Raw genomic sequence first — 22992 nt, 5'->3', positions numbered from 1 at the left:
ATGAGGGACGCAGCCTATAAAACATGGGGAGTATGTTCTGAAATATCTTTTTTTATTTTATTACGCTCTAAATTTTGAACAAAAAGAGCTTGAATAATGCCCCCAATTATTAAGAAACAAGCACAAATATAAAATAGCATACTACCGTTTAGTTTACTTAATAAAACCGCACCAAGTACAGGACCGCACGTTCGAGATATATCCCAATGTAACCCGTAAATTGAAAAATACAATCCACGTTTATCTGTAGGAGCAATTTCTGAAACGAATCGAAGTAAATGGTTTAAAGCAATACTTTCCCCAATGACTAAAAAGAGTAATGTGAAAAATAGTGACGAGATTGTTGCTGAAAATCCGTAGCCAATTGCAGCTATCGTAAAGCAGGTGTAAGAAATAAGAATAATTTTCGCCATAGAAAATCGTTCAGACCATTTCACGAGGAAAATTTGTAGAATGATTTCCATAATAGCCTTGCATGTTGAAATAAAAGCGAGTATGAATACGAAATCTGGAAATATATCTTTAGCGAAAATGCGATAATTTGTCTCAGTTTGAGCATAAAAAAAGCTAATAGGAATTGTAGAAATCATAAGTCCCAAAACGGCGTAATGTTTGTGTACAAATTGTTTTGGAGATGTTACTTCAAGTTTTTGCTTTGGCGTTGTAAGTGCTGGAGCAGTTTCTGGAAGCTGCGTCCAAACAACGACTGCATATATCATAAGTGTAATGCTTTGCATTATAAATAAATATTCAGGGTGCGTACGATAAAAGATAGTACCAATTATTGGACCGATTACGGAACCAATTGCAGCCATTGTATGCAAAAGAGCAAAAATTTCTGCTTGTTGTTTTTGTTTTGTTAAATCAGCAATTTGTGCACGTTGAGCGGGAATATATAAGGAACGGCCAACCCCATTTATGATGTATAACAATGCAAATATAAAAACAGATTGAGCAAAGACGAAGCTGCCGATTGCAACGCCTTGTAGCAATAATCCGAGCAACATAATTTTCTTTCGCCCATATTTATCAGTAACTCCCCCAGCAATAAGTGTAAATACAATGTCTGATAGAGGTTGTAGTCCGAAAATGAGCATAGTTATTATTATATTACCGTTTAACATTTTATTAACGTAAATAATCATAATGAGAGCTAACATAGATTCAGTCGTTCGGGTTAATAATTCGCCGCACAGTCTAATAATAATGGGTTTATTATAACGTAGTATGAGATTGTTCAATATTAATTCCTCCTTTCTATATTGAAATGATAAGATGAAAGGAGAAGTGGAAAAAGGGTAGAAACAAAAGGGGTTATTTTTCACCTTTTAGGGGGATTATGATGTTTATTTTAAATCAATATATTGAACTATGGTGTGCCTATGGTAAAGGGAGACAAGAAGGAGAACAATTAGAAGTTACCGTACAAATGATAGCAGAAACATTATTTTGTACGGAGCGTAATAGTAAATTAATAATAAAAAAATTAGAAGAGTTAAATTGGATCGCTTGGTTTCCAGGGCGGGGGAGAGGGAATCGCTCTAAATTAATATTTCAAAAGCAACCGATGATATTAATTTTAGACAGAGGAAAAGAACTAACGAAAAAAGGGGATGTGAAAAGTGGAATCTCATTTGTGGAACGCTACAGCTCACAATTTCCATTAGTAAAGAAAGAGTATGAAGCTTGGGTAGATTCCATATTTGGTCATCAAATAGAACGGACACCTGAAGGAAGAAAAGACGTACTTCGTTTACAAGTACAAATGAACCTGGACATCGCTTTAGATCCAGTTTACGCTACGATGCGCTCAGAATGTCATATGGTTAAACATATTTTTGATACACTCGTATATGTGAATGAGGAAACAAATTGTATAGAGCCAAGACTTGCTTTTCACTGGCAATATAATGACGCTGACAAGGTTTGGACATTTCATTTAAGAAAAGGCATTTATCTTCATAATGGAAAACGACTTACTGCACATGATGTTATCCATTCATTGAATCGATTTATGAAAACTGAAAACAACCCACACGCATGGATGTTACAACATGTTGAAAGCGTCCGTGCAGTGGATGAATGTGTTGTTGAAATTCAATTACATGCAGAAAATAGGATGTTTTTACATATGCTTAGTGCAGAACAGTGTTCTATCGTACATGAAGATGAAACAGGAAACTTCATTGGTACTGGGCCTTTTACATTACGAGAGAAGAATGCATATTTATTTGTACTAGAAGCACATGATTTATATTATCGCGAAAGACCTTTCCTTGATCGAATTGAACTGTTGAATGTGGAGCAAAGTGTAAATACATATGACGTGTTAGTAAAGGCGCAGTATAAAGATAAAGAAAAACATAATAAAGAAATTTCTCGGCTTGAATCGAACGTAACATATGTAACGTGCAATCTTGTAAAAGAAGGGCCAATGCAAGATGAGCTACTTCGAAAGGCGCTACATCAAATTATTCATGGCGATAAAGTTGTTCGAGAACTCGGCGGAGAACGCGGAGAAGTGGCAAAGAAACTAATATTAGCAAATGAAAGCATAGTAGAAATTGAGGAAGATATAGAAAGTTTAATTAAGAGAAGTAAATATCATAATGAAGTGCTACAACTTTATACATTTACAGGACGAGATCACGTTGAAGATGCACAATGGATACAAAAAGAGTGTGCGAAGTACGGGATTTATGTAGAAACTAATTTTCTTGAAATAGAAGATTTATTAGAAATGAGTACGATACAAAAGGCTGATATGATGCATGATAGTGCAACAATTAGCGAGCGAATAGAAGATAGTCTGCTTTATATGTATCTGACAAAAAACAGTTTTATTCATGGGCAAAGCAGTATGGACTTTCATAAAACGTTGTTCCCATATTTTAAACAAGAACAATTAGAGAATAGAGTTACATTGTTACGCGATATTGAGGACACTTTGTTACGTCATATTCATATTATTCCTTTATACCGTAACAAACAACAAGTAACTTCTCATGAAAAAGTACAAAATATAATGATTAATTCACAAGGATGGATTGATTTTTATGAAATATGGTTTACATGTTGATATATAAGGGTTTTTACGCATTTATAGGATGCATAAAAACCCTGTTTTTGTGTGTGAAACAGTTTTTTTACACACTGTTACGCCACTTATGATAAAAGTCTATTTACAGCGTAACAGTGTTATGTTACATTGTTATCAGGAAGGAGTGTTATACAGTTGAGTACAGATTTAATTTCAAAAAAAGATTTATTAGAACTAACTGGTATTTCATACGGACAGTTATATAGGTGGAAAAGAAAAAATTTAATACCGGAAGATTGGTTTGTACGAAAGTCAACATTCACGGGTCAAGAGACATTTTTTCCGAAAGAAAAGATATTAGAGCGTATTGATAAAATCCAAACGATGAAAGAAGATTTATCACTTGATGAACTAGCAAATATGTTTTCACCGAGTGTTAGAGAAATTCTTTTAACAAAAGAAGACGTCATACGTAAAGGAATTGCATCAGAGCCAGTTTTACAATTCTTCATAGAACAAACGAATAAAACAACAGAGTTTCAATTTGTAGATATTCTTTATGTGTATATGTTAGAAGAGTTACTACAATCGGGAGAGATTAGTTTAGAAGAAGGAAAAATGGTCTTGCAAGTTTTACGTGAAAATTATGAAGCGATTAAGCATAAAACTTGTGACTTAATCATCGTCCGAAAGTTAGGGATTTCTACATGTTTCTTAGTTTCAAATGTGGACGATTTAATTTTTGAAAAAGGTACCAAAATTGTTTTACGCGAAGCGATTATGAAATATACCGAAGCATTAAAAACGAAACTGTTGTAGTGGAGGAGAAAGTATGCGTACAGATAATTTGATTATAAATGGTTACGGTTCATCGAATGGCGGCGAGTTTCATAAAGTGCAATTAAATGGAAAAGGGACTGTTAATGGAAATATTGAATGTGACCAATTTGAATGTAACGGATATGGTGCTGTTACTGGAAATTTGAAAAGTAGCAATGCAAGAATTAGTGGATCAGGTAAAGTTGATGGTACAGTTATTGCGGAAACGATGCGAATTGATGGGAAAGCAACAATTACGCAAGATGTGAAGGCAAACAGTTTAAAAATTGCAGGAAAAGGTACAGTAGGTGGAAATGTAACTGGAGAAGAATTTAAAATCAACGGTCAAGCAACGATTGATGGGAATTGTGAAGTGGATACTTTTTCTTCAGAAGGACAATTTACAATTGGTGGATTATTAAGCGCCGATGAAATAAATATTAATATTCACGGTACATGTCGAGCGAAAGAAATTGGTGGTCAAACGATTAAAGTAAAACATAGACTAAGTACTTTTAGTAGACTGTTTAAATCAGTATTTGGTATGCAATTAGAGGCTGAACTATTAGAAGGTGACAATATCGATATTGATTATGCTCACATAAAAACGGTAAGAGGAAACAATGTTACAGTAGGAGCTAACTGTGAGATTGAACTGATCGAATATACGGGTGTTCTTACTGTTGATAAAAGCGCAAATGTAAAAGAAATGAAGCAGATTTAATGGAAGGGAGAAAGTAATATGGAAGATCAACATAGTCTTACTGTTAATGGTTCTGGTAGTTCAGCAGGTGGGGATTATAACAAAGTGAAGATTCGCGGTGAAGGAACGATTTCTAATGATATGAGTTGTAATGAATTTAAAACGTACGGCACGAGTGAAGTGCGCGGTAATATGAAAGTGAAAAATTATGTCGTGTATGGAGATAGTGAAGTACAAGGAAATGTAGATGCGGAATATGTAAAAGTATACGGAAATACACAAATGAATAGTGATGCCCATATTGAAAAAACGAAAGTAAGAGGTATGATAGAAGTTAAAGGGAAGTTTACTGGTGATTTCGTAGATGTGAAAGGCGCTTTAAATGTGAAAGGAGATATTGAAGTTGAAGAACTATCACTAACTGGTGGCCTTGAAAGTGATGGATTACTTAATGCTGAAAATATTGAAATTTCACTTCGTTATGAAGGCAGCAAAGTGAGAGAAATCGGCGGTAAAAAGATTACCGTTCGTAAAAAAGCGAGATTTATTCCATTTACAAGTCATGCTGGAAGCCTCCAAACGTCTATCATTGAAGGAGATGAAATTTATTTAGAGCATACGATTGCTGAAGTAGTACGAGGAAATAACGTTACCATTGGTCCAGGATGTGAAATTAGTGTTGTAGAATATCATACTAGTTTTAATCAAAAAGGTAATGCAGTTGTAAAAGAACATAAACAAATATAAGTAGTACGAGGGAGAGCAAGTTTATGGTTGAGAAGAATAATAAGCTCGGCTTTGTTGTGGCAGGCTTATTGCTAGGTATTTTAATGGCATCAATGGACAATACCATTGTCGTAACAGCGATGGGAACGATTGTTGGTGACTTAGGAGGCCTTGAAAACTTTGTATGGGTCGTTTCTGCCTATATGGTCGCAGAAATGGCAGGTATGCCGATATTCGGAAAACTATCAGATATGTATGGTAGAAAGAGATTCTTTATTTTCGGTTTAATCGTCTTTATGATTGGTTCGGCACTTTGTGGTACTGCTGAAAATATTACACAGTTAGGTATTTATCGTGCCATTCAAGGTATTGGCGGCGGGGCATTAGTGCCGATCGCGTTTACTATCGTTTTTGATATTTTCCCTCCTGAAAAGCGCGGGAAAATGGGTGGATTATTCGGAGCAGTATTTGGTTTATCAAGTATTTTTGGTCCGCTGCTTGGTGCGTATATTACAGATTACATAAGCTGGCACTGGGTATTTTACATTAACTTACCGCTTGGCGTTTTAGCACTTATTTTTATTACATTCTTTTATAAAGAATCACGAGTTCATAGAAAGCAAAAAATTGATTGGTTTGGCGCAATTACTTTAGTTGGTGCAGTAGTTTCGCTAATGTTTGCTTTAGAACTAGGTGGACAAAAGTATGATTGGGATTCTAACTTTATATTAAGTTTATTTGGCGGATTCGCTATTTTAATTATTGCATTTATTTTTATTGAACGTAAAGTAGAAGAACCAATCATTTCATTTGAAATGTTTAAACAACGTTTATTCGGAATGAGTACCATTATTGCATTATGTTACGGTGCTGCGTTCATGTCAGCAACTGTATACATACCGTTATTCATTCAAGGTGTATACGGTGGCACTGCAACAAACTCAGGATTATTACTTTTACCGATGATGTTAGGATCAGTCGTAACAGCGCAGTTAGGTGGATTTTTAACGACGAAGCTTAGCTACCGAAACATTATGATTATTTCTGCTGTTATTATGCTAATTGGACTATTTTTATTAAGCACATTAACGCCAGAAACAAGTCGAATATTATTAACGTTTTATATGATTATCATTGGATTTGGAGTAGGTTTCTCATTCTCTGTACTAAGTATGGCAGCTATTCACAACTTCGGTATGGAACAGCGTGGATCTGCAACTTCAACGAGTAATTTCATTCGTTCATTAGGAATGACACTAGGTATTACAATCTTCGGAATGATTCAAAGAACAGGTTTCCAAGATCAATTAGAAGAAGCTTTTAAAGGTATGAGCGGAGGAATGAATACAAACGCTTTAGGAGATTCAAGAGCGATTCTATCAGAATCGGCAAGATCTCAAATCCCGCCGCACATATTAGATAAAATTATTGACGCTCTTTCTAGCTCCATTGTTCAAACATTTATGTGGGCATTAGTACCAGCAGGTCTAGCATTCATATTTATTTTCTTTATGGGAAACGAGCGTATGGTAATTAAGAAAAAACAAACGTATAAAAAGAGTGAAACATCAAAAGCGTAATGAAAAAGCTCCTTTCCAATTGGAAAGGAGCTTTTTCGTATGTACAGATTTAGATTAGCCTTCGATAATTTCGTATTCTTCGTCTGCTAATAATAAAATTTGTGTTTTCTTACCTTTGTTTTGAACTTCGATAACATCGTATGCACCTAAGTCTCTTAGTTTGTTTTGAGAAGCGTTAACCATAACTTCCATAGAATCAATTAAGATATCTTCTTCAATGTATGATTCAGGCAATGCCATATCTTCTGTTTCTAATACACATGCATATAGATTTTGTAAGTTTTCAGCAGTTGGGTTTTGTTCCTCGACATCAATGATGTTCTTTACTGCTTCCATATTTTCTTCTTTTGCTTGGTATACTTTAATTTTAGCCATTGTTTTAATCTCCTTTATAACGTAATCGTAGAGGCTACACCTTATTATAACGTTTTTTTCATGAAAGATGAAATTGTTATATGTATTTATAGTAAAAATTATGTGTTATTCCTTATACTTAGTGTGAATTCTTACGTTAAAGTTATATTGTCCAAGCTTTTTTTATACTCCGCTCATATTATATGTATTAGATAAAAACATATTGGGAAGGGATGGAGTGTAAGTGGATTGTGAGCCGAAACGTGATTGTGGATGTTGCCAAAATAGTATATGTGAATTTTTACAAAGTCTTGAACCGTATACTAAAGTTGAGAGTATTGTAATAGCAGGAAATGAAATTGTTGTATCTTATTTTCTTTCATTTAATAAGAGGAATGGTATCGTATCCTTCGTACAAGAGGACAATGAGGTTATTTTTGTAGATTGCTCTAAGATTGATGCAATTCGAATAGGAAAAGTTTGTAGTTGTAAAACGAAAGTTAAATTTATTGAAGAGGATTTTAGTCTACTTGGAAATATTTGTCCGCAATGTTTAACCGAAGGAAGTACACTCTTTTTTGACTTTCACAATCCAGAATTGAATTTATCACTTCAAGCAAAAACAATTGATGCACCTAGTTGTACTGAGTTTATAGATGAGATGGGAAATATAGTAAAGCAAATTACTATAATAGGTGAAGCAATTGTTTCTAAAGATTTTGTTCAAGTGCCTGAATTATTAAGTTTCCGACTAGTATTATCTGATACGGCTACGAACCCTTTAAAGTTTGGAATACTGTTCATTAATTTCCCTGATCTTACGTTTATTATTCTTTTCGCATCGAGTGGATACCTCAACATATCGAACTGTTTGAAAATTGAGAGTGGAGCTGGTAATACCGAGATAGAAGAGATGAGAAAGATGATATCGAATGACGATAATGCGTACACATCAGTTGTTCAAGTGACTAAAGTATATAAAAACGGGGCAACAGAATCATTTCTTTATAAGAATGAGTTATAACATATATATTTAAATGAACCCTTAGACTAATGTTGAGGGTTTTTACATAATAAAAGATTATAGATTGTGAATTATTATTAAGTATATTATCTATAAACCTATACACTAGGAAGTCATTTACTTTTTGATGAAATGTTATAATAATTTTATATTTATGAATAATTTATAATTATATGGAATGTAGTAGACGTTTGCTTATATGTAGAAAAGAGTAGAAGTACATTAATTCTAAAGAAAGCAGGAATGTAAATGATATATGAAGCGAATAAACATACAAGAGAAAAATTAGTTACTATGTTCGAAGATTTCAATAACGTTGTTTTACTTTCTTATTTACAAGGACATATGGGTACCGCTTGGGTAAATAATCTTGAAAATCCAACAGTAGCGCAAGTTACGATAGGGATTTTCACATTTTATGCTGGGGATTCAAATGCGAAAGAAACAGAAGAATTAGTACGTAACATTCCTGATAGAATGTTAGTAATCGTAAATAGTGAAGAGTGGAAAAAGCGTTTAGAAACATTTTACGGAAGAAAAATAGATAAGTTTTTACGCTATAAATTCAAACGTAATGCAGAAGTTTTTAATCGTTCAAAATTACAATCTTTTATATCAGTGCTTCCAAAAGGATACGAGTTAAGAAGAATAGATGAAGATATCGTAAATAACCCTACATTACATAAAGTCTCTGAAGATTTTACAAGTCAATTTCAATCAGTTGAAGATTATATAAACCGAGGTATAGGGTATTGTATTTTGTATACAGGAGAAGTTATATGCGGTGCATCATCATATAGCATTTATGATAATGGGATTGAAATCGAAGTGGCGACTGATCACAACCATAGAAGAAAAGGGTTGGCAACTATAGTTAGTGCGGCGTTAATCTTGGATTGTTTAGAAAAAGGGATATATCCAAACTGGGATGCAGCAAATACTACATCTGCGAAACTAGCAGAAAAGTTAGGATATGTTTTTGATAAGGCGTATGATACGTATTTTGTGGATAATAGATGAATGGGCAGAGAGTGTAAGATGTGTACAAAGTAAAGAGTTTAAAGGGAAAGACCGATAACTAGAATGCTTTGATAGAGTTTTTAAAAACTCTATCAAAACATTAGAAAATAAAATAATTAATTAAATAATAAGAATATTCTATAATATATTGAGTGTAAAAACTGGCTTTTTTAGTCCGTTTTTATTTTTTATAAAAAGATAAATTAGTCGAGACCTTCTATTTTGTGGATATTAAAAAGTCGGTAAATGGTTCTTATTAAATATTAACCTTTGTTAGATGGAATAAAAGACTCTTGAAAAATTAATTTTGGAACACCTATTAGCTCTAACAGAAAAAAGTCGAGACTTTCTATTTTATATAGGTAGATATCAGTATAGGCTCCTTTTATTAATTTATATGTTTTTAACTATCAAGGGGAAATGAATCTCTTATTTTGCAAATGATAAAAGTGACTATGATACAAACCCACGCATTAATAGAAAAAGTACATATACAGTATAGAGAGTTGAAAAACTCTAATTTTTTTTTATAAAGGAGATTATATATTATGAGTGAACAATGTCCAATTAATGTACCATGTCAGGTAGTAGGACAAACCCAAACACCATTAAGTGATGAGGCAGCAGCACCAATTCTTACACCAGGAGCACCGATTGTAAAAATTCCAGTGGTATTAGCCGAAAGAACAATTCAAATTGTTGTAGAATCAGATGTTCCATTAGCACCTGCAGCATCCGAAATTAAACGTGTGTTAAAAAACGTATTTTTAACACAGTGTAAGTTAGTTCCAGTAGCATTCACTCCAGTACCAGGTACAAATTACCGCCGAGTTACAAGAGCAAAGTTATTTGTACAAGGATATATTCGTAAAAACATTGAATATGCAGGTAGTGGATGTAATTCAGTACTATTTGATCGTATCGCAAATGTTCCATTTTCTGGTTTTGCAGATTTAACAGAAACAGATTTTCTATCACTAGCAATAGTAGCTGCTTCCTCAGATACTACATCTCACTTTATTAATCCTAATAACGGTGACTTACCACGTTTAGACAAATACTTCTTTGAAAATACTGTTTTTTATAATGAACAACCATATTGCGAATTAGTTAGCGCTCAATTTTTTGAATTAGACTTCTCTCCTTGTCCAACAGAATTAAACGAATCATTTGAGACTCTTCGTGAGAAAATTGTACTGGATCTTACTGTGAAAGTTTTACAAGTGCAACAAGTACGAGTGTAAAACTAAAAAAGCATTGTCTTTGATAAAAAGACAATGTTTTTTTTTGTTTTATAAAACATATATAATAATGAAATGGTCGCGTACAAAAATATATTTTTATGAGTTTCATTGGTGGGGGGATGGTGATGAAAAATCCATGGGTTGGTAAGAAAATATGGAACAAAGTTTACAAAGGAGAGATACTGATTGATCAAGAGCAATCTCATGAAATAAGAGAAAATAAGAAAAGTAAACAAACAGATTCAGAGAAAAAAGAGAAAGCAATACAAGTAGAGAAAGAAGGTAAAGGACCAGAACGTAAGGTGAAGGCAATACAAGCAGAAAAGGAAAATAAAGAAACAAAGTCAAAAAAAGAAGAAAAAGCAATACAAGCAGAGAAAGAAAGTAAAGAAACAAAGTCAAAAAAAGAAGAAAAAGCAATACAAGCAGAAAAGGAAAATAAAGAAACAGATCCCAAAAAAGAAGAAAAAGCAATACAAGCAGAAAAGGAAAATAAAGAACCAGAGCCCCAAAAAGAAGAAAAAGAAAATGAATCTGAGAAAAAAATTGAAAAAATTGTCCTAGGAAAAGAACATAAAACGAGTGGATTAGAGGGAAAAAGTATAGATACTGAATCAAAAATAGCGAATTCAGAACGTTCAATAGAAGTGAAAACCCCATTTTCTATTATTTCAGATGTTACTAGTTTTAAAAAATTCCCTAATATGAATGTGAAAAATCAAGAAGTATATGTATTTCGTAATGAAGAAGATGCAAGAGGGCGTGAGCTGGATTCTACGTTACTAACTACAATGGAATATTATCATGGAGAGATTGATTGTAATTTAGTTTCTTCAAACCTTCATGAAAAGAGGGTACTTTTAGAACTTTCTAATCAAAAAGAAAAAGGGAATATTGAAGAGAGTTGGGTAGGCTCATCTTCATGGATTCCTATCCACGGTATAATATTAGAGAAGGAAGTTGAAGCAGATGTAAATAATTATATAACTGCGAAATTACCAATTGAAATAGGGAGGTATAAAGGTGAAATTAGTCTAATAGAAAAGATTGTTTTTAAAGAAACAGTTATAGAAATAAAAGAAGTATCACAGGAAATTATTGTAACAAACAAAGAATTCTTATTGCCAAAAATAATAAAGAAAGGAAAAAATCCATCTATAATTGAAAAAGGAAGCTTACGTGTAGAAGGTTATATATTTCAGTGTATTGAATTTACATCAGAACAAAGTGAAAATCATGATAAGATCTACCAGTTAATGCAAAATATTATATTGGAACTAAACGTCCAATTATTACAAGAACAGGAAGTTCGTGTGCGAATTACATAAATGATTATTTCACTATCAATCAGTTGAATTTTTTTAGGAGTTTGTAATAGAAAAACACAAAAAGTGCTAGCAAGTCTGCAAACAAGCTAGCTAACATGCATTGGAAGTGAAATACTGCCAATGTAGTAATTAACAATACGTTAATTAACTAGGTGAAACGTGATAAATCTTTTTTACATGTGGGGAAATACAAGGTGTTAAATCTTAATTTAGAAACTCACAACTTAAATAGTAAAACATGTTTATCATAAGTATCCAAACACCAGTTATATTTTTTTAGAATAATTGGATGGATAACCTCTTTTGTAGCATCAACTTCAGTAAAGCCATATTTCTTATAAAAGTTTTCTAATTCCTCAAAAGGAAGACAATATACATTTTTTACTTGTAATTTTTTCGCAGTTTCTACTAAAAATGATACAAGTTCCCCAGCTAATTGTAACCCTCTAAATTGAGGAAGAATAAAAATTCCACCCATTTCTATAGTATCATCATCTATTTGGACTAATCGTCCCACACCTGCATACTCGTTGTTATATGTAATAATTGCAACTTGATCTCGTTTTAAATCACTTCGTACAAATCCTATTGAGTCATATTGACTATTAATCCATTTTAAATCGTTAGATGTAGCTAGTTGAATACTCATATACATCCTCCTTCGGAATACTAGCGCTCTCTTCATTATATAGAACATAAGATACTATATCAAAGGAACCTTGAGATAGCACATTTGTTTAAGTTATTAGTTAAAAGTGTGGGGTTGCTGGCATTGAAATGATGGCTTCACCAAATATAGGATAATAATCTTGTGAATTTAGTGTTACATAGTCAAAATAAAAATTAGTTCATGCGTTCGGTAACGCACGATTTTTTTAGTGTAGAGAAGATCATAGGGGTATTTTAATTAGTAGCTACTGTATTAATTGAAGTTATTAAGGAAATGTGGTAATCCCTAGCCTTAGTGATACAAATCATATTAGGGTTTAGTAAAAAAACTCTTCCTGAAAAAGAGGGGGATTAAAGATAAGAGCACTTTGAAAAGTGCCCTTCAGTAACGACTACTTATTCTAAAAAGAAAGGATGCAATATATTATATGAAGTTTAGTGTATTTAAGTATGGGTCTTTTATATAAATGTGAAATAAAAGAGGGTTGTCTTCTTATTAGAAGGCAGCTTTTTGTTATTAGAAAAAAGAATTAGAAGTAAAATAGAAAATCAAGTTACTTGTCCAAACAATTTTTTTGAAAATACATAAAATGCTAGTAGTTAGCCAATATTTTCATATTGCTAATTTTTTAGTCTAAAAGGGGTGATTTTATGTGTGATTGTGAAGTTTGTAGACGAAAGAAAAACCGGGATCCATTAAATCGGGATTCTGAACGAAAAAAAGTGGATTCTGAGCTAATAAAAAAGGATTGCGAACCAAAAAAAGTGGATTCTGAGCCAATAAAAAAGGATTGCGAACCAAAAAAAGTGGATTCTGAATCAATAAATCAGGATTCAGAATCATTAAATTCTAATTCATTTAGTAAAAATGCAAATTTTTTAGAAGAAGCTATACAAACAGATGAAATCGATCAAATTTCTGAGGAATATATTGAAATAGTAGATTCAGCAGATGTACAAGTTACTACTACAGATACAAAAGCTGCGCTATCTATTCAAGCGGCATTACAAGCAGCTATTGTGGTTGTAGTAAGTATTTCTATAGCAGATAGTGAAAAGGCAGATAAAATAACACAAGAATTATTTCAAAAATCATCTATTAAACAAATTAATAGACAAAAAACATTTATTAAAAATTCCAGAAACGTAACCGTAACAACTACTGATACAGATATTGCAGTGAATGTTCAAATTCTCCTTCAAATTTTATTAGCTTTATTAGTTAAACTAAACATTTTATAATGTTTCTAATCTGTTTATATTTAGCTATAAGGGTTCACTCTAAGTAAATATTTTTTGTTGTAATATGTGGTACAAGCTTGGAATTCTTATTATGACTGAATTAATATTCAATATTAATGGGAAAGTAAGTGTGGAAAACTGCAAAATAGTAAAATTTAAATACATTATTTAACAGTAAATGAAACTTATGTTTATGTGAAGGAAAGCTGTCTTCTTATTAGAAGCCAGCTTTTTGATTTTATTAGTAAAAATAAGTGGAAATAGAAGATTGAGTTACTTGTCCAAGCAATTTTTATTAAATTACATATAATGCTGGTAGTTATTTAAAAATTTTATAGAAAATTGATTGGAGTGAATATTGTAAATGGATGATTTAAACAAATTTTCTTCCTTTAAGTTTGATAAGGATCAAAAGAATATAATCATAGACCTTTTACTCTCAGATATTTTTAATAGGCATGGGATAAATGAAGAAAGGTTAAAAAATTTATCGCCAGAAAAAAAACAGCAAATTAAAAGTATTGTTTCTGAAATACAATCACAGGTTAATAATTATTTAGATTGAAAGGGGGTGAACTTATGGACAAAGCGTGCCATACAGATGAAAATAAAAAGTGGAGTGCATTAGATTCTTCAAATCCTCATCCATCTTTTAAAAATGCCAATGTTTCAGAAGCAGCTGCACAAGAAAGCAAAACTTATCAAATTTCTGAAGAATCTATTACAATTGTTGATTCAGCAGATGTAGAAGTTACTACTACAGATACAAAAGCTGCGTTATCTATTCAAGCAGCATTACAAGCAGCTATCGTGGTTATAATAAGTATTTCTATAGCAGATAGTGAAAAAGCTGACCGTGTAGCACAAGAATTGTTTCAAAAATCATCTGTTAAACAAGTTAATAAACAAGAAACTGTCATTAGAAATTCTAGAAATGTTACAGTTACGACTACGGATACAGACATAGCAGTAAATGTTCAAATTCTTCTCCAAATTTTATTAGCTTTACTAGTAAAATTAAATATTTTATAAAATGTTTAACTTGTTTTTTATCTAGTGATTCTTACAGGTGAATATTCACTGTTTTAATTATAGTACAGGCTATAAATATTAATCATAACTGGACTAATATTTAACATCGCCAAAATAATAATGAGAACAATGTGATGGAAAATAAAGTTTGGTTATTTTATGAAAATTTAAAAGCCATTTCCTTTATTGGATTTGGCTTTTAAATTTTAAACAGTATGAATTTGAAAAGATTATATTAAGATAAAGAATTAAAATATAATGATACAAAATATTTATAAAATTATTCGTGTTATAGAAAAATAATAAGAAAAAGGTGTTTAAAATAGAATCATTTTCATTAATAGTTCAAGTTTTGAAGAATAGTGCATACAATATAAAGTGTTTTCCTTTCTTCATTTAAGTTTTACGTATATAATTTAAAAGTACTATTTTTATTTTATTATTTTATATTTATAACAGAATAGAGGTTTAAAAATGGGTGTTAAAATCATTACGGATAGTGCGGCGGATTTACCAGTAGAATTGCTGCAAGCATATGATATTGATTTAATTCCACTCCGTGTATATGATGAAGCAGAAACAGAGTATTTAGATGGAGTAACATTAGAGTCAGTTACATTATTGCAAAAAATGAGAGGAGGCGCTGTTTATAGAACGTCATTGCCTTCACTTGAAACTTTCCAAGAAAAATTTGTTTCTTATGCAAAAGAAGGTAATCCTTGTATATATTTAGCTTTTTCATCTGAACTGTCTGGTACATATCAATCATCAGTTGTCATTAAAGAGGAAGTAAAAGAAACATATGTAGATTTAGATTTAGAAATTATTGATACGAAATGTGCTTCGCTTGGTCAAGGTCTTGTCGTTTTAGAAGCTGCTAAAATGGCAAAAGACGGCGCATCAAAAGAAGATATTTTAAACCGTGTCGCTTTTCTAATGAACCATATGGAGCACATCTTCACTGTAGCTGACTTACAGTACCTTGTTAGAGGTGGACGTTTAAGTAAAGTAGCTGGTTTTATCGGTGGTTTACTAAACATTAAGCCGATCTTAAACGTGGAAGAAGGAAAACTTGTACCACTTGAAAAGGTACGAGGGAAAAAGAAAGTATTAAGCCGTATTGTTGATATTATGGAAGAGCGTGGTAAAGACCTTAAAGGTCAAACAATTGGTATGACTCACGGTGACGATTTAGAAACAGCTGAAGCATTAAAATCATTAATTACGGAAAGATTCGGTTGTGAAGTATTTATCGTAAATACAATTGGTGCAGCAATCGGAGCACATACAGGTCCTGGCGTTATAACGTTATTTTTCTTAAATGAAGTAGAGTAAAGGATTGATCTTTTGATCAATCCTTTTTTATTTTTTAATCTGTGATAATCGGTCGATATGGTATTGATGAAGATAAAATCTTTGAAGTTTTCCTATATCAAATGCAATCTTGTAGAGGGAGTATTTTTTATATGTGGAATGATACTTAATGGTAGAAGAAAAGAGTATAAATAAGAATGTATTTATAGTAATCTGAATATTTAATGATATCGAAATTTTGTCATTTCATATATAATTGTGTAGGGAGAAATATCTGTAACTATTTGTAAAAATAGGAGGCGGCTATAAAAATGCAAGAAATTGCTAGATGGGATTTAAATCGATTGTATTTGAATGAGGATATTCTATTTCCGATTTTGGAGTTGAAAGAGCAATATTTTGTAACAAAAGATGTAGAGATTCTTTCAAAGCTTATACAAGCTATTGAAAAAGCAGAATACTATTTGTACTGTCAATCGGTTGAAGAAAGTGTTTCATCTGACCTTACTAAATTGACTGTGAAAGTGAAGGAACTAAAAAGTGAAGTACAGCAAGTAATACAGAAAAGTGAAATGGAAACTTCCAATAATCTTAATACTAATTTAATAAAAGATGAACTTGGTGCATGGGAAAATATGTACATACAATTAAGAAATAAGATAGAAATAGAGCACAATAATAAGCAAATATCATTTGGACAAGCGAATAATATTGCAATGAATAGTGATAATGAAAAGGAAAGATTAGAAGTATTCGAGTTATTAATAAGTGCTTTACATAAGGAAAAAGAAATCTTTGCTACTGTATTGAATCAAATAGGGAGATTGCGTAATACAAAGAGTAATGAATTAGAAGATAGAGAGATTTTAACGCAATCTCTACATGCGAATGGCATTACTGAAACTGTATTATTACAAATGTGGAATGCGACAGAAGAAAACCTTGATAAATTAGTAAGTGCTTTAAACGTGTATAAGAAAAGGAAAGCTTCCATTACATGGCATGAACTTATGACAGTAAAAGAAAATAATGAGGCTATTATTCCTTTTTCAGTAGCAGTAAAAAACATATATGATGCACTAAAAAATATAGATGAAGAATTGGCACAGTTCGCACAGAATGCAATAGCAAATGGATGGGTAGATGCTGAACCGAGAGATAATAAACCACCAGGTGGGTTTTGTGCTCCTTTTTTCAGTGAAAAAGAATCCCGTATTTCAATGCGTTATGATGGAACAATTGATAGTGTAAGAGTACTTGCTCATGAACTAGGACACGCTTGGCATTTTTATAATATGAGTTTTGAACAATCTACTTCTTTTTTAGATGATTATTTGCCAATGAGTACGGCTGAATCAGCATCTATTTTCTTTGAAACCGTGCTCATAAATTATCTAATTCAAACAACAGATAGTATAGATATGAAAAAGTCATTGCTTAGTTGGAAAATAAGAAACAGTTTTAATTATGTAATGGCGATTCGAGCATCGTTTGAATTTGAGAAGAATTTTTATGAAAAGTGTAAAGAAAGTTCTTTAAGTGCTGATGAAATTGAGAAGTTATCTATAGCAGCGCAAGAAAAAGCATATGGGAATGCATTATCAGAATATCAGCCGTTTGTTTGGATGAAATATGTTCAGTTTTATATAGCAGATATTCCTTTTTATAATTATCCATACACATTTGGCTATTTAGCTAGTTTTAGTTTATTAGAGATGGCTCAAGAAACTAAAAGTACTTTTCATTCGAAATATAAAGAGTTTTTACGAGAAACAGGAAAAGCTCCAGTGGAAGAGCTTATGAAAAAACATTTTGAAATAGATATAACAAGCTATGAATTTTGGGATAAAGCTTTTAAACAAATTTCTAGAGATATCGATGAATATTTGAGGCTTATGTAAGGAGAGAGTATAGTGGATTACCAGCTTATAAAAGGAATACCTTTTTCAACTTTAGAATACGCAAAAGCTATAAGTTTATTAAAAGGTTGGCTACATGAACAACAAGAGAAACCAAGGTTTGTAGTAACTGCAAATCCTGAAATTGTTATGTCTGCAAAGGAAACCACAGAAAAATCAAAGCAGTTTAAAAAGATGTTACTATCTGCGGATCTAATAACAGCGGATGGGATTGGCGTCATAATTGGCTCGAAAATATTGAAGGGAACTTTGAAAGAACGTGTTACTGGGGCAGATATCACTCATGATTTAATAAAATATTGTAATGACAATGGATACCGTGTCTTTCTTTTTGGAGCCGCACCAGAAAGTAATAAAAAGGCATTATTAAAATTAAATGAGCAGTTCCCAGGAGCACAGTTTAAAGGACAGCATGGATTTGTAAATGTTGAAGAAATAGAAGAAGTAAAAATAAAAATCAAGCAATTCAAGCCGCATTTATTGCTAGTAGGACTAGGTTCACCAAAACAAGAAGAATTCATCTATGAAAACATACAAACGTTAAACGTTCCGCTATCTATTGGTATTGGAGGCATGATTGATATAATATCTGGTACTGTAAAAAGAGCACCGAAAATTATGAGGGATACTGGAACCGAATGGCTGTATAGGTTACTCTCACAGCCGAAACGGTTAAAGAGACAACTTGTACTTCCGAAATTTTTATTTTCGGTTATGTCTGAAAGAATTAAAGGGAGTAATTAATGAAGGGGACTACATACATGAACAAAATCGGCATTATCGGAGCAATGCAAATCGAAATAGACTTACTTTTAGAAAAACTAGCTATACAAGAAGAACAGACGATTGCGGGAATGCCTTTTTACATTGGCGAATTCATGGGAACAAAAGTAATTATTACACGTTCTGGTGTAGGGAAAGTAAATGCAGCCGCATGTACACAAACATTAATTCATAAATTTCATGTAGATGCTATTATCAATACGGGTATTGCTGGAGGGTTACACCGAGATGTAAAAGTTGGTGATATCGTTATTTCAACGAATGTTACCCACCATGATGTAAGTAAAACTCAAATGAAAAACTTATTCCCGTTCCAAGAAGAATTTGTCGCAAGTATGGAATTAGTTGAGTTAGCACGTACAGCATGCAATAGTAGTAGTTTACATATGGAGGTTCATGAAGGAAGAATCGTCAGCGGTGAATGTTTTGTTGAAGATTCAAAACTAAAAGCGAGATTAATAGACGAATATGCGCCGCATTGTACTGAAATGGAAGGTGCAGCAATTGGCCATGTTGCTTACATAAATGAAGTACCATTTCTCGTTATAAGATGTATTTCTGACAGTGCAGATGATGAAGCACAAATTTCTTATGACGACTTCGCGAAAACTGCCGCAAATTATTGTTCAGAAATTATTGTTGAGATGCTGAAAAATATATCGAGTAAAACTTATAGTTCAAAAGGGGAGAATGACATGTTACAAGCATTAATTTTTGATATGGACGGAACGTTATTTCAAACTGATAAAATTTTAGAATTATCGTTAGATGATACATTTGATCACTTAAGATCACTACAATTATGGGATACGGTAACACCTATTGAAAAATACCGTGAAATTATGGGTGTGCCTTTACCGAAAGTTTGGGAAGTTTTATTACCGAAGCATTCTCTTGAAGTAAGAGAACAAACAGATGCATATTTTTTAGAAAGACTAATTGAAAACATTAAGAGCGGAAAAGGTGCTTTATATCCGAACGTAAAAGAAGTTTTTACATATATAAAAGAAAGTAATTGTTCAATATATATTGCTAGTAATGGTTTAACTGAATATTTACGAGCAATCGTATCTTATTATGATTTAGACCAATGGGTTACTGAAACATTTAGTATTGAACAAATAAACTCACTTAATAAAAGCGACTTAGTAAAAAATATTTTAAACAAATATGATATAAAAGAAGCAGCTGTAGTTGGGGACCGGTTATCTGATATAAACGCAGCTAAAGATAATGGCTTGATTGCGATTGGATGCAATTTTGATTTTGCACAAGAAGATGAACTTGCGCAGGCGGATTTAGTAATAGATGATTTACTTGAGTTGAAGGGAATATTGCCTACTGTGCAGAGATTATAAATTCATTTAAAAAATCATATAATATTTTAAAAATCCTTCTTCCACGAATGGAGTAGAATTCATTTGTGATAAAATAGTAATAGTTTGATTTTTTAAAAAACTGAGTAGAGGATTATAAAGTGTGTGCAGTTTTTTGCCAATTCCTATATATCTTATTCCACGGAGGAAATATGCTTAAAGATAATTTTAACATTAGTAATATTCCCGCGGTTTTGTGGGGAGATAAAAGTGAAAAAGTTTTTATTGCAGTACATGGAAATATGTCAAATAAGGAAGATACAGTTATTCAAATATTAGCTGAAGAAGCTAATCAAAAAGGTTATCAAGTATTAAGCTTTGATTTACCTGAGCATGGAGACAGAAAAAATGATAATACTCCTTGCAAAGTACAGTTTTGTGTTAGTGAATTATCGATAATTATGAATTACGCAAAAGAACATTGGAAAAAAGTAAGCGTGTTTGCATGTAGTATAGGAGCTTATTTTAGCCTTTTAGCTTATCAAAATGATGTGATAGAAAAGGCATTATTTTTATCACCAGTAGTTAATATGGAACGAATTATCGAAAATATGATGAAATGGTTTAATGTAACACCAGAGCTTTTGCAAAAAGAAATGACTATAGAGACACCGATTGGTCAAAAGTTATATTGGGATTATTTATGTTATGTAAAACAACATCCTATTAATACATGGAATACAGATACATATATTATGTACGGATCCAAGGATGAACTGTGCGAATTTGAAACTATTAACTATTTTACAAAAAAACATCGTTGTAAATTAGAAGTCATGGAGACAGGTGAACATTATTTTCATACTGAAGAACAGTTCAAGATATTTGAACAGTGGTTACACAAACGTATCGATTAACAAATTATAATTTATCTTGAACCTGTTAGAGAAGAATAGTGAATATATAAACTAATATTATATTTGAAAGATATTATAAATGTAAAAGTATTCACTTAAACAAACAATTGCCTTAGTTCAATAAGAATTAAACAACTTTATTAATGATTTTTGAGTACAAATATCTTTATATGTATAAAAATTAAACAACTTTAAAGAGCTTTACCACACACTAGAGTGTAGCAAGGCTCTTATATTTTCATAATAAAATAAAACAACTATATTATCGATTTACATCTGAAGTGAAGAATACGCACACTACGAATTAAATAAAATAACAACCATAAAAATGCTCAGAATAAATAATTCTTGAGCATTTTTACGTATTTTTATATTAAGGGGGAATTTACTTGAAAGATATACATATTCAACAAATTGAAGATTTAATGAAATACGAGCACGATTATCTTGTTCAAGAAAGCAAAGAAGAAGGATTTAATTTCTTAATAAAACTAATAAGTGAATATGAAAATAAAATAAACATATTTAATAAAACTGGAGAATGTTTATATGGTATTTTTCAAGGGGAAAAGTTAATTGGAATAGGAGGGTTAAATGAGGACCCATATACAGAAAACAATAGGATTGGTAGGATAAGGAGATTTTATATTGCAAAAGAATACCGAAGGAAAGGATTAGGGAGGTTACTGTTAGTGCGAATTTTAGGCGAAGCGAAAAAATATTTTAATATTGTTGTCTTACATACAGATACAGAACAGGGTGACAAATTTTATACTTCGAGTGGATTTTTGAAAGGGATAAAATTTGTGGGATCAAGCCATTATTTGAACTTACATAAAAGGATGTAGTGAATTAATATTTATCTCTCTAACAGAACTTTTGTTCGTTTTTGTATAGATTGATGGTATAATTTATTAGAATCTATTATTAGAATGGGGAATTAGATAATGGGAGAGAATAAAATTATTAATGATTTTAATGAATATTCAATTTGGTTAAATACATTGAAAGGTATGAAAGAGGAATTGTGGGTGGCTCCAATATCAGAGGGGAAATGGACTATTAGCGAGATCATATCACATATTATGAACTGGGATGACTATCTTTTATGTGAGACATTATCATCAGTGAGAAACGGACAGGGAATGGAGTTCCCTGATTTTGATACATATAATAAACTAGCATCTAATTATGCTAAATCAGGTATATCTAAGGTGAAACTTCTTGAAGAAGCAAAAGCTAAAAGAGAATTACTCGTAAAAGAACTTAGATTACTGCCTGATGAAAATCTAAAGACACCTTTAACAGCCAATGGGGTATCACACTGTCCTCATACTGGAACGCCGTATTCTCTTATATATATTATTAAAGAATTTATAGATCATGATAATCATCATAAAAGACAGGTTATTCATTTTTTAAATGAAAATGTAGTTGCTAACTGATAAATAAAAGATCCCGCAAATGATATTTGTGGGATCTTTCTTACATTATAATTTAACATTCATTTGTTTCAATAATCCCTTCGGATCACCTTTCACATAATAAAAATGCGGATTGTTTTCATCATCGTAAAGCATAATATAAGGTTTTTGATTAAGCGGGAGGAGAATAAGTACTTCATCAATTGTTGTATGTAACCATTGATTTGTAATAGAAATTGGTTTAGATAATGGGATTTTTATCATGTGACCATCTTTTGGAACGACGTTTAAGTTTTTGAACGGGCCAGTAATGGATTTAGCGTATTGAACAGCTTCTTTTTGAATAGCTGGATCTAAAGATTGTTTTTGAACGACCATTTCTTTTTGACAATCAAACACTTCAATTTGTTGATTTGTATTTGCGAACACATTTGTTGATAATAAGAAACAAAGAAGAGTAATAACCCCGATTTTTTTAATCATAATACAACACCTCGTTTTTACTATACCCTTAAAACGTTCAAATATTTTTCTGTCA

23 protein-coding genes are annotated in these 22992 nt (G+C 31.8%); 19 read left to right on the top strand and 4 right to left on the bottom strand.

Annotation, left to right across the window (positions count from 1 at the left end; translation table 11 throughout):
* Window positions 1–14: 14 nt before the first annotated feature.
* Complete coding sequence (locus tag DM800_RS23360; RefSeq protein ID WP_147787691.1) at window positions 15–1241, bottom strand: MDR family MFS transporter; 1227 nt, start codon at window positions 1239–1241, stop codon at window positions 15–17.
* A 101-nt stretch (window positions 1242–1342) separates the two neighbouring features.
* On the opposite strand from DM800_RS23360, the gene DM800_RS23355 reads away from it, so the two are divergent.
* The 5 genes from DM800_RS23355 (at window position 1343) to DM800_RS23335 (ending at window position 6868) form a co-directional block, all read left to right on the top strand.
* On the top strand, window positions 1343–3079 hold the full coding sequence (locus tag DM800_RS23355; protein WP_147787690.1) for an ABC transporter substrate-binding protein: 1737 nt from the start codon (window positions 1343–1345) through the stop codon (window positions 3077–3079).
* A 156-nt stretch (window positions 3080–3235) separates the two neighbouring features.
* Entirely contained in the window at window positions 3236–3859 is a 624-nt protein-coding gene (locus tag DM800_RS23350; protein ID WP_060487111.1) for a YhbD family protein, read from the top strand.
* 13 nt (window positions 3860–3872) lie between these two features.
* Window positions 3873–4583: a bactofilin family protein gene (locus tag DM800_RS23345; protein ID WP_098150888.1), complete on the top strand. Its 711-nt coding sequence runs from the start codon at window positions 3873–3875 to the stop codon at window positions 4581–4583.
* An 18-nt stretch (window positions 4584–4601) separates the two neighbouring features.
* The gene (locus DM800_RS23340; RefSeq protein ID WP_048560762.1) at window positions 4602–5309 is read left to right on the top strand and encodes a cytoplasmic protein; all 708 of its coding nucleotides are present in this window, start codon (window positions 4602–4604) and stop codon (window positions 5307–5309) included.
* Between the two features lie 23 nt (window positions 5310–5332).
* Window positions 5333–6868 (top strand): MDR family MFS transporter, encoded by a 1536-nt coding sequence (locus tag DM800_RS23335; RefSeq protein WP_147787689.1) that lies wholly within the window; start codon window positions 5333–5335, stop codon window positions 6866–6868.
* A gap of 54 nt (window positions 6869–6922) precedes the next feature.
* Here the strand turns inward: DM800_RS23335 and DM800_RS23330 are convergent, their stop codons facing one another.
* The gene (locus DM800_RS23330) at window positions 6923–7243 is read right to left on the bottom strand and encodes a hypothetical protein (protein WP_064449455.1); all 321 of its coding nucleotides are present in this window, start codon (window positions 7241–7243) and stop codon (window positions 6923–6925) included.
* Window positions 7244–7466: 223 nt separating this feature from the next.
* Between DM800_RS23330 and DM800_RS23325 the strand changes: the two genes are divergently transcribed.
* The 4 genes from DM800_RS23325 (at window position 7467) to DM800_RS23305 (ending at window position 11838) form a co-directional block, all read left to right on the top strand.
* Window positions 7467–8246: a BC_2878 family exosporium-associated protein gene (locus DM800_RS23325; RefSeq protein ID WP_147787688.1), complete on the top strand. Its 780-nt coding sequence runs from the start codon at window positions 7467–7469 to the stop codon at window positions 8244–8246.
* 249 nt (window positions 8247–8495) lie between these two features.
* The gene (locus tag DM800_RS23320; RefSeq protein WP_147787687.1) at window positions 8496–9266 is read left to right on the top strand and encodes a GNAT family N-acetyltransferase; all 771 of its coding nucleotides are present in this window, start codon (window positions 8496–8498) and stop codon (window positions 9264–9266) included.
* Between the two features lie 548 nt (window positions 9267–9814).
* Window positions 9815–10510 carry a CsxC family protein gene (locus DM800_RS23315; protein WP_001975871.1) on the top strand — a complete coding sequence of 232 codons (696 nt, stop codon included), beginning with the start codon at window positions 9815–9817 and terminating at the stop codon, window positions 10508–10510.
* Window positions 10511–10635: 125 nt separating this feature from the next.
* Window positions 10636–11838: a BC_2427 family protein gene (locus DM800_RS23305; protein WP_147787686.1), complete on the top strand. Its 1203-nt coding sequence runs from the start codon at window positions 10636–10638 to the stop codon at window positions 11836–11838.
* A gap of 217 nt (window positions 11839–12055) precedes the next feature.
* On the opposite strand, the gene DM800_RS23300 is transcribed toward DM800_RS23305, so the two are convergent.
* On the bottom strand, window positions 12056–12487 hold the full coding sequence (locus DM800_RS23300; RefSeq protein WP_147787685.1) for a GNAT family N-acetyltransferase: 432 nt from the start codon (window positions 12485–12487) through the stop codon (window positions 12056–12058).
* A gap of 671 nt (window positions 12488–13158) precedes the next feature.
* Between DM800_RS23300 and DM800_RS23295 the strand changes: the two genes are divergently transcribed.
* From DM800_RS23295 to DM800_RS23250, 10 genes are all read left to right on the top strand, one after another.
* A complete protein-coding gene (locus tag DM800_RS23295) occupies window positions 13159–13749 on the top strand; it encodes a spore coat protein (protein WP_147787684.1) in 591 nt (196 codons plus the stop codon).
* A gap of 364 nt (window positions 13750–14113) precedes the next feature.
* Window positions 14114–14314: a hypothetical protein gene (locus DM800_RS23290; protein WP_060487103.1), complete on the top strand. Its 201-nt coding sequence runs from the start codon at window positions 14114–14116 to the stop codon at window positions 14312–14314.
* A 14-nt stretch (window positions 14315–14328) separates the two neighbouring features.
* A complete protein-coding gene (locus tag DM800_RS23285; RefSeq protein WP_088063739.1) occupies window positions 14329–14781 on the top strand; it encodes a spore coat protein in 453 nt (150 codons plus the stop codon).
* A gap of 474 nt (window positions 14782–15255) precedes the next feature.
* Window positions 15256–16116, top strand: coding sequence for a DegV family protein (locus tag DM800_RS23280; RefSeq protein WP_147787683.1), 861 nt, complete (start codon window positions 15256–15258; stop codon window positions 16114–16116).
* Between the two features lie 290 nt (window positions 16117–16406).
* On the top strand, window positions 16407–17996 hold the full coding sequence (locus DM800_RS23275) for a M3 family metallopeptidase (RefSeq protein ID WP_147787682.1): 1590 nt from the start codon (window positions 16407–16409) through the stop codon (window positions 17994–17996).
* A gap of 12 nt (window positions 17997–18008) precedes the next feature.
* Window positions 18009–18758, top strand: a complete 750-nt coding sequence (locus DM800_RS23270) for a WecB/TagA/CpsF family glycosyltransferase (protein ID WP_000386252.1) — start codon at window positions 18009–18011, stop codon at window positions 18756–18758.
* A gap of 17 nt (window positions 18759–18775) precedes the next feature.
* Entirely contained in the window at window positions 18776–20155 is a 1380-nt protein-coding gene (locus DM800_RS23265; RefSeq protein WP_147787681.1) for a 5'-methylthioadenosine/adenosylhomocysteine nucleosidase, read from the top strand.
* A 170-nt stretch (window positions 20156–20325) separates the two neighbouring features.
* Window positions 20326–21030 carry an alpha/beta hydrolase gene (locus DM800_RS23260; RefSeq protein ID WP_147787680.1) on the top strand — a complete coding sequence of 235 codons (705 nt, stop codon included), beginning with the start codon at window positions 20326–20328 and terminating at the stop codon, window positions 21028–21030.
* Between the two features lie 389 nt (window positions 21031–21419).
* Window positions 21420–21878, top strand: coding sequence for a GNAT family N-acetyltransferase (locus DM800_RS23255; RefSeq protein WP_147787679.1), 459 nt, complete (start codon window positions 21420–21422; stop codon window positions 21876–21878).
* A 99-nt stretch (window positions 21879–21977) separates the two neighbouring features.
* The gene (locus DM800_RS23250; RefSeq protein WP_073515359.1) at window positions 21978–22475 is read left to right on the top strand and encodes a DinB family protein; all 498 of its coding nucleotides are present in this window, start codon (window positions 21978–21980) and stop codon (window positions 22473–22475) included.
* A gap of 45 nt (window positions 22476–22520) precedes the next feature.
* Here the strand turns inward: DM800_RS23250 and DM800_RS23245 are convergent, their stop codons facing one another.
* Window positions 22521–22937 (bottom strand): hypothetical protein, encoded by a 417-nt coding sequence (locus DM800_RS23245; protein ID WP_046954155.1) that lies wholly within the window; start codon window positions 22935–22937, stop codon window positions 22521–22523.
* Between the last annotated feature and the right edge of the window lie 55 nt (window positions 22938–22992).

This window comes from Bacillus sp. AY18-3, from assembly GCF_008042305.1.
Classification (GTDB): Bacteria; Bacillota; Bacilli; order Bacillales; family Bacillaceae_G; genus Bacillus_A; species Bacillus_A wiedmannii.
Note: the sequence above shows the minus strand (reverse complement) of the source record. Positions and strands in the feature narration are given on the sequence as shown.

Excerpts from the sequence above, each read along its gene's own strand:
- DM800_RS23355 (WP_147787690.1), top strand. The coding sequence starts at position 1,343 with ATGTTTATTTTAAATCAATATATTGAACTATGGTGTGCCTATGGTAAA.
- DM800_RS23345 (WP_098150888.1), top strand. The coding sequence starts at position 3,873 with ATGCGTACAGATAATTTGATTATAAATGGTTACGGTTCATCGAATGGC.
- DM800_RS23340 (WP_048560762.1), top strand. The coding sequence starts at position 4,602 with ATGGAAGATCAACATAGTCTTACTGTTAATGGTTCTGGTAGTTCAGCA.
- DM800_RS23335 (WP_147787689.1), top strand. The coding sequence starts at position 5,333 with ATGGTTGAGAAGAATAATAAGCTCGGCTTTGTTGTGGCAGGCTTATTG.
- DM800_RS23330 (WP_064449455.1), bottom strand. The coding sequence starts at position 7,243 with ATGGCTAAAATTAAAGTATACCAAGCAAAAGAAGAAAATATGGAAGCA.
- DM800_RS23320 (WP_147787687.1), top strand. The coding sequence starts at position 8,496 with ATGATATATGAAGCGAATAAACATACAAGAGAAAAATTAGTTACTATG.
- DM800_RS23315 (WP_001975871.1), top strand. The coding sequence starts at position 9,815 with ATGAGTGAACAATGTCCAATTAATGTACCATGTCAGGTAGTAGGACAA.
- DM800_RS23305 (WP_147787686.1), top strand. The coding sequence starts at position 10,636 with ATGAAAAATCCATGGGTTGGTAAGAAAATATGGAACAAAGTTTACAAA.
- DM800_RS23300 (WP_147787685.1), bottom strand. The coding sequence starts at position 12,487 with ATGAGTATTCAACTAGCTACATCTAACGATTTAAAATGGATTAATAGT.
- DM800_RS23295 (WP_147787684.1), top strand. The coding sequence starts at position 13,159 with ATGTGTGATTGTGAAGTTTGTAGACGAAAGAAAAACCGGGATCCATTA.
- DM800_RS23290 (WP_060487103.1), top strand. The coding sequence starts at position 14,114 with ATGGATGATTTAAACAAATTTTCTTCCTTTAAGTTTGATAAGGATCAA.
- DM800_RS23285 (WP_088063739.1), top strand. The coding sequence starts at position 14,329 with ATGGACAAAGCGTGCCATACAGATGAAAATAAAAAGTGGAGTGCATTA.
- DM800_RS23280 (WP_147787683.1), top strand. The coding sequence starts at position 15,256 with ATGGGTGTTAAAATCATTACGGATAGTGCGGCGGATTTACCAGTAGAA.
- DM800_RS23275 (WP_147787682.1), top strand. The coding sequence starts at position 16,407 with ATGCAAGAAATTGCTAGATGGGATTTAAATCGATTGTATTTGAATGAG.
- DM800_RS23265 (WP_147787681.1), top strand. The coding sequence starts at position 18,776 with ATGAACAAAATCGGCATTATCGGAGCAATGCAAATCGAAATAGACTTA.
- DM800_RS23260 (WP_147787680.1), top strand. The coding sequence starts at position 20,326 with ATGCTTAAAGATAATTTTAACATTAGTAATATTCCCGCGGTTTTGTGG.
- DM800_RS23250 (WP_073515359.1), top strand. The coding sequence starts at position 21,978 with ATGGGAGAGAATAAAATTATTAATGATTTTAATGAATATTCAATTTGG.
- DM800_RS23245 (WP_046954155.1), bottom strand. The coding sequence starts at position 22,937 with ATGATTAAAAAAATCGGGGTTATTACTCTTCTTTGTTTCTTATTATCA.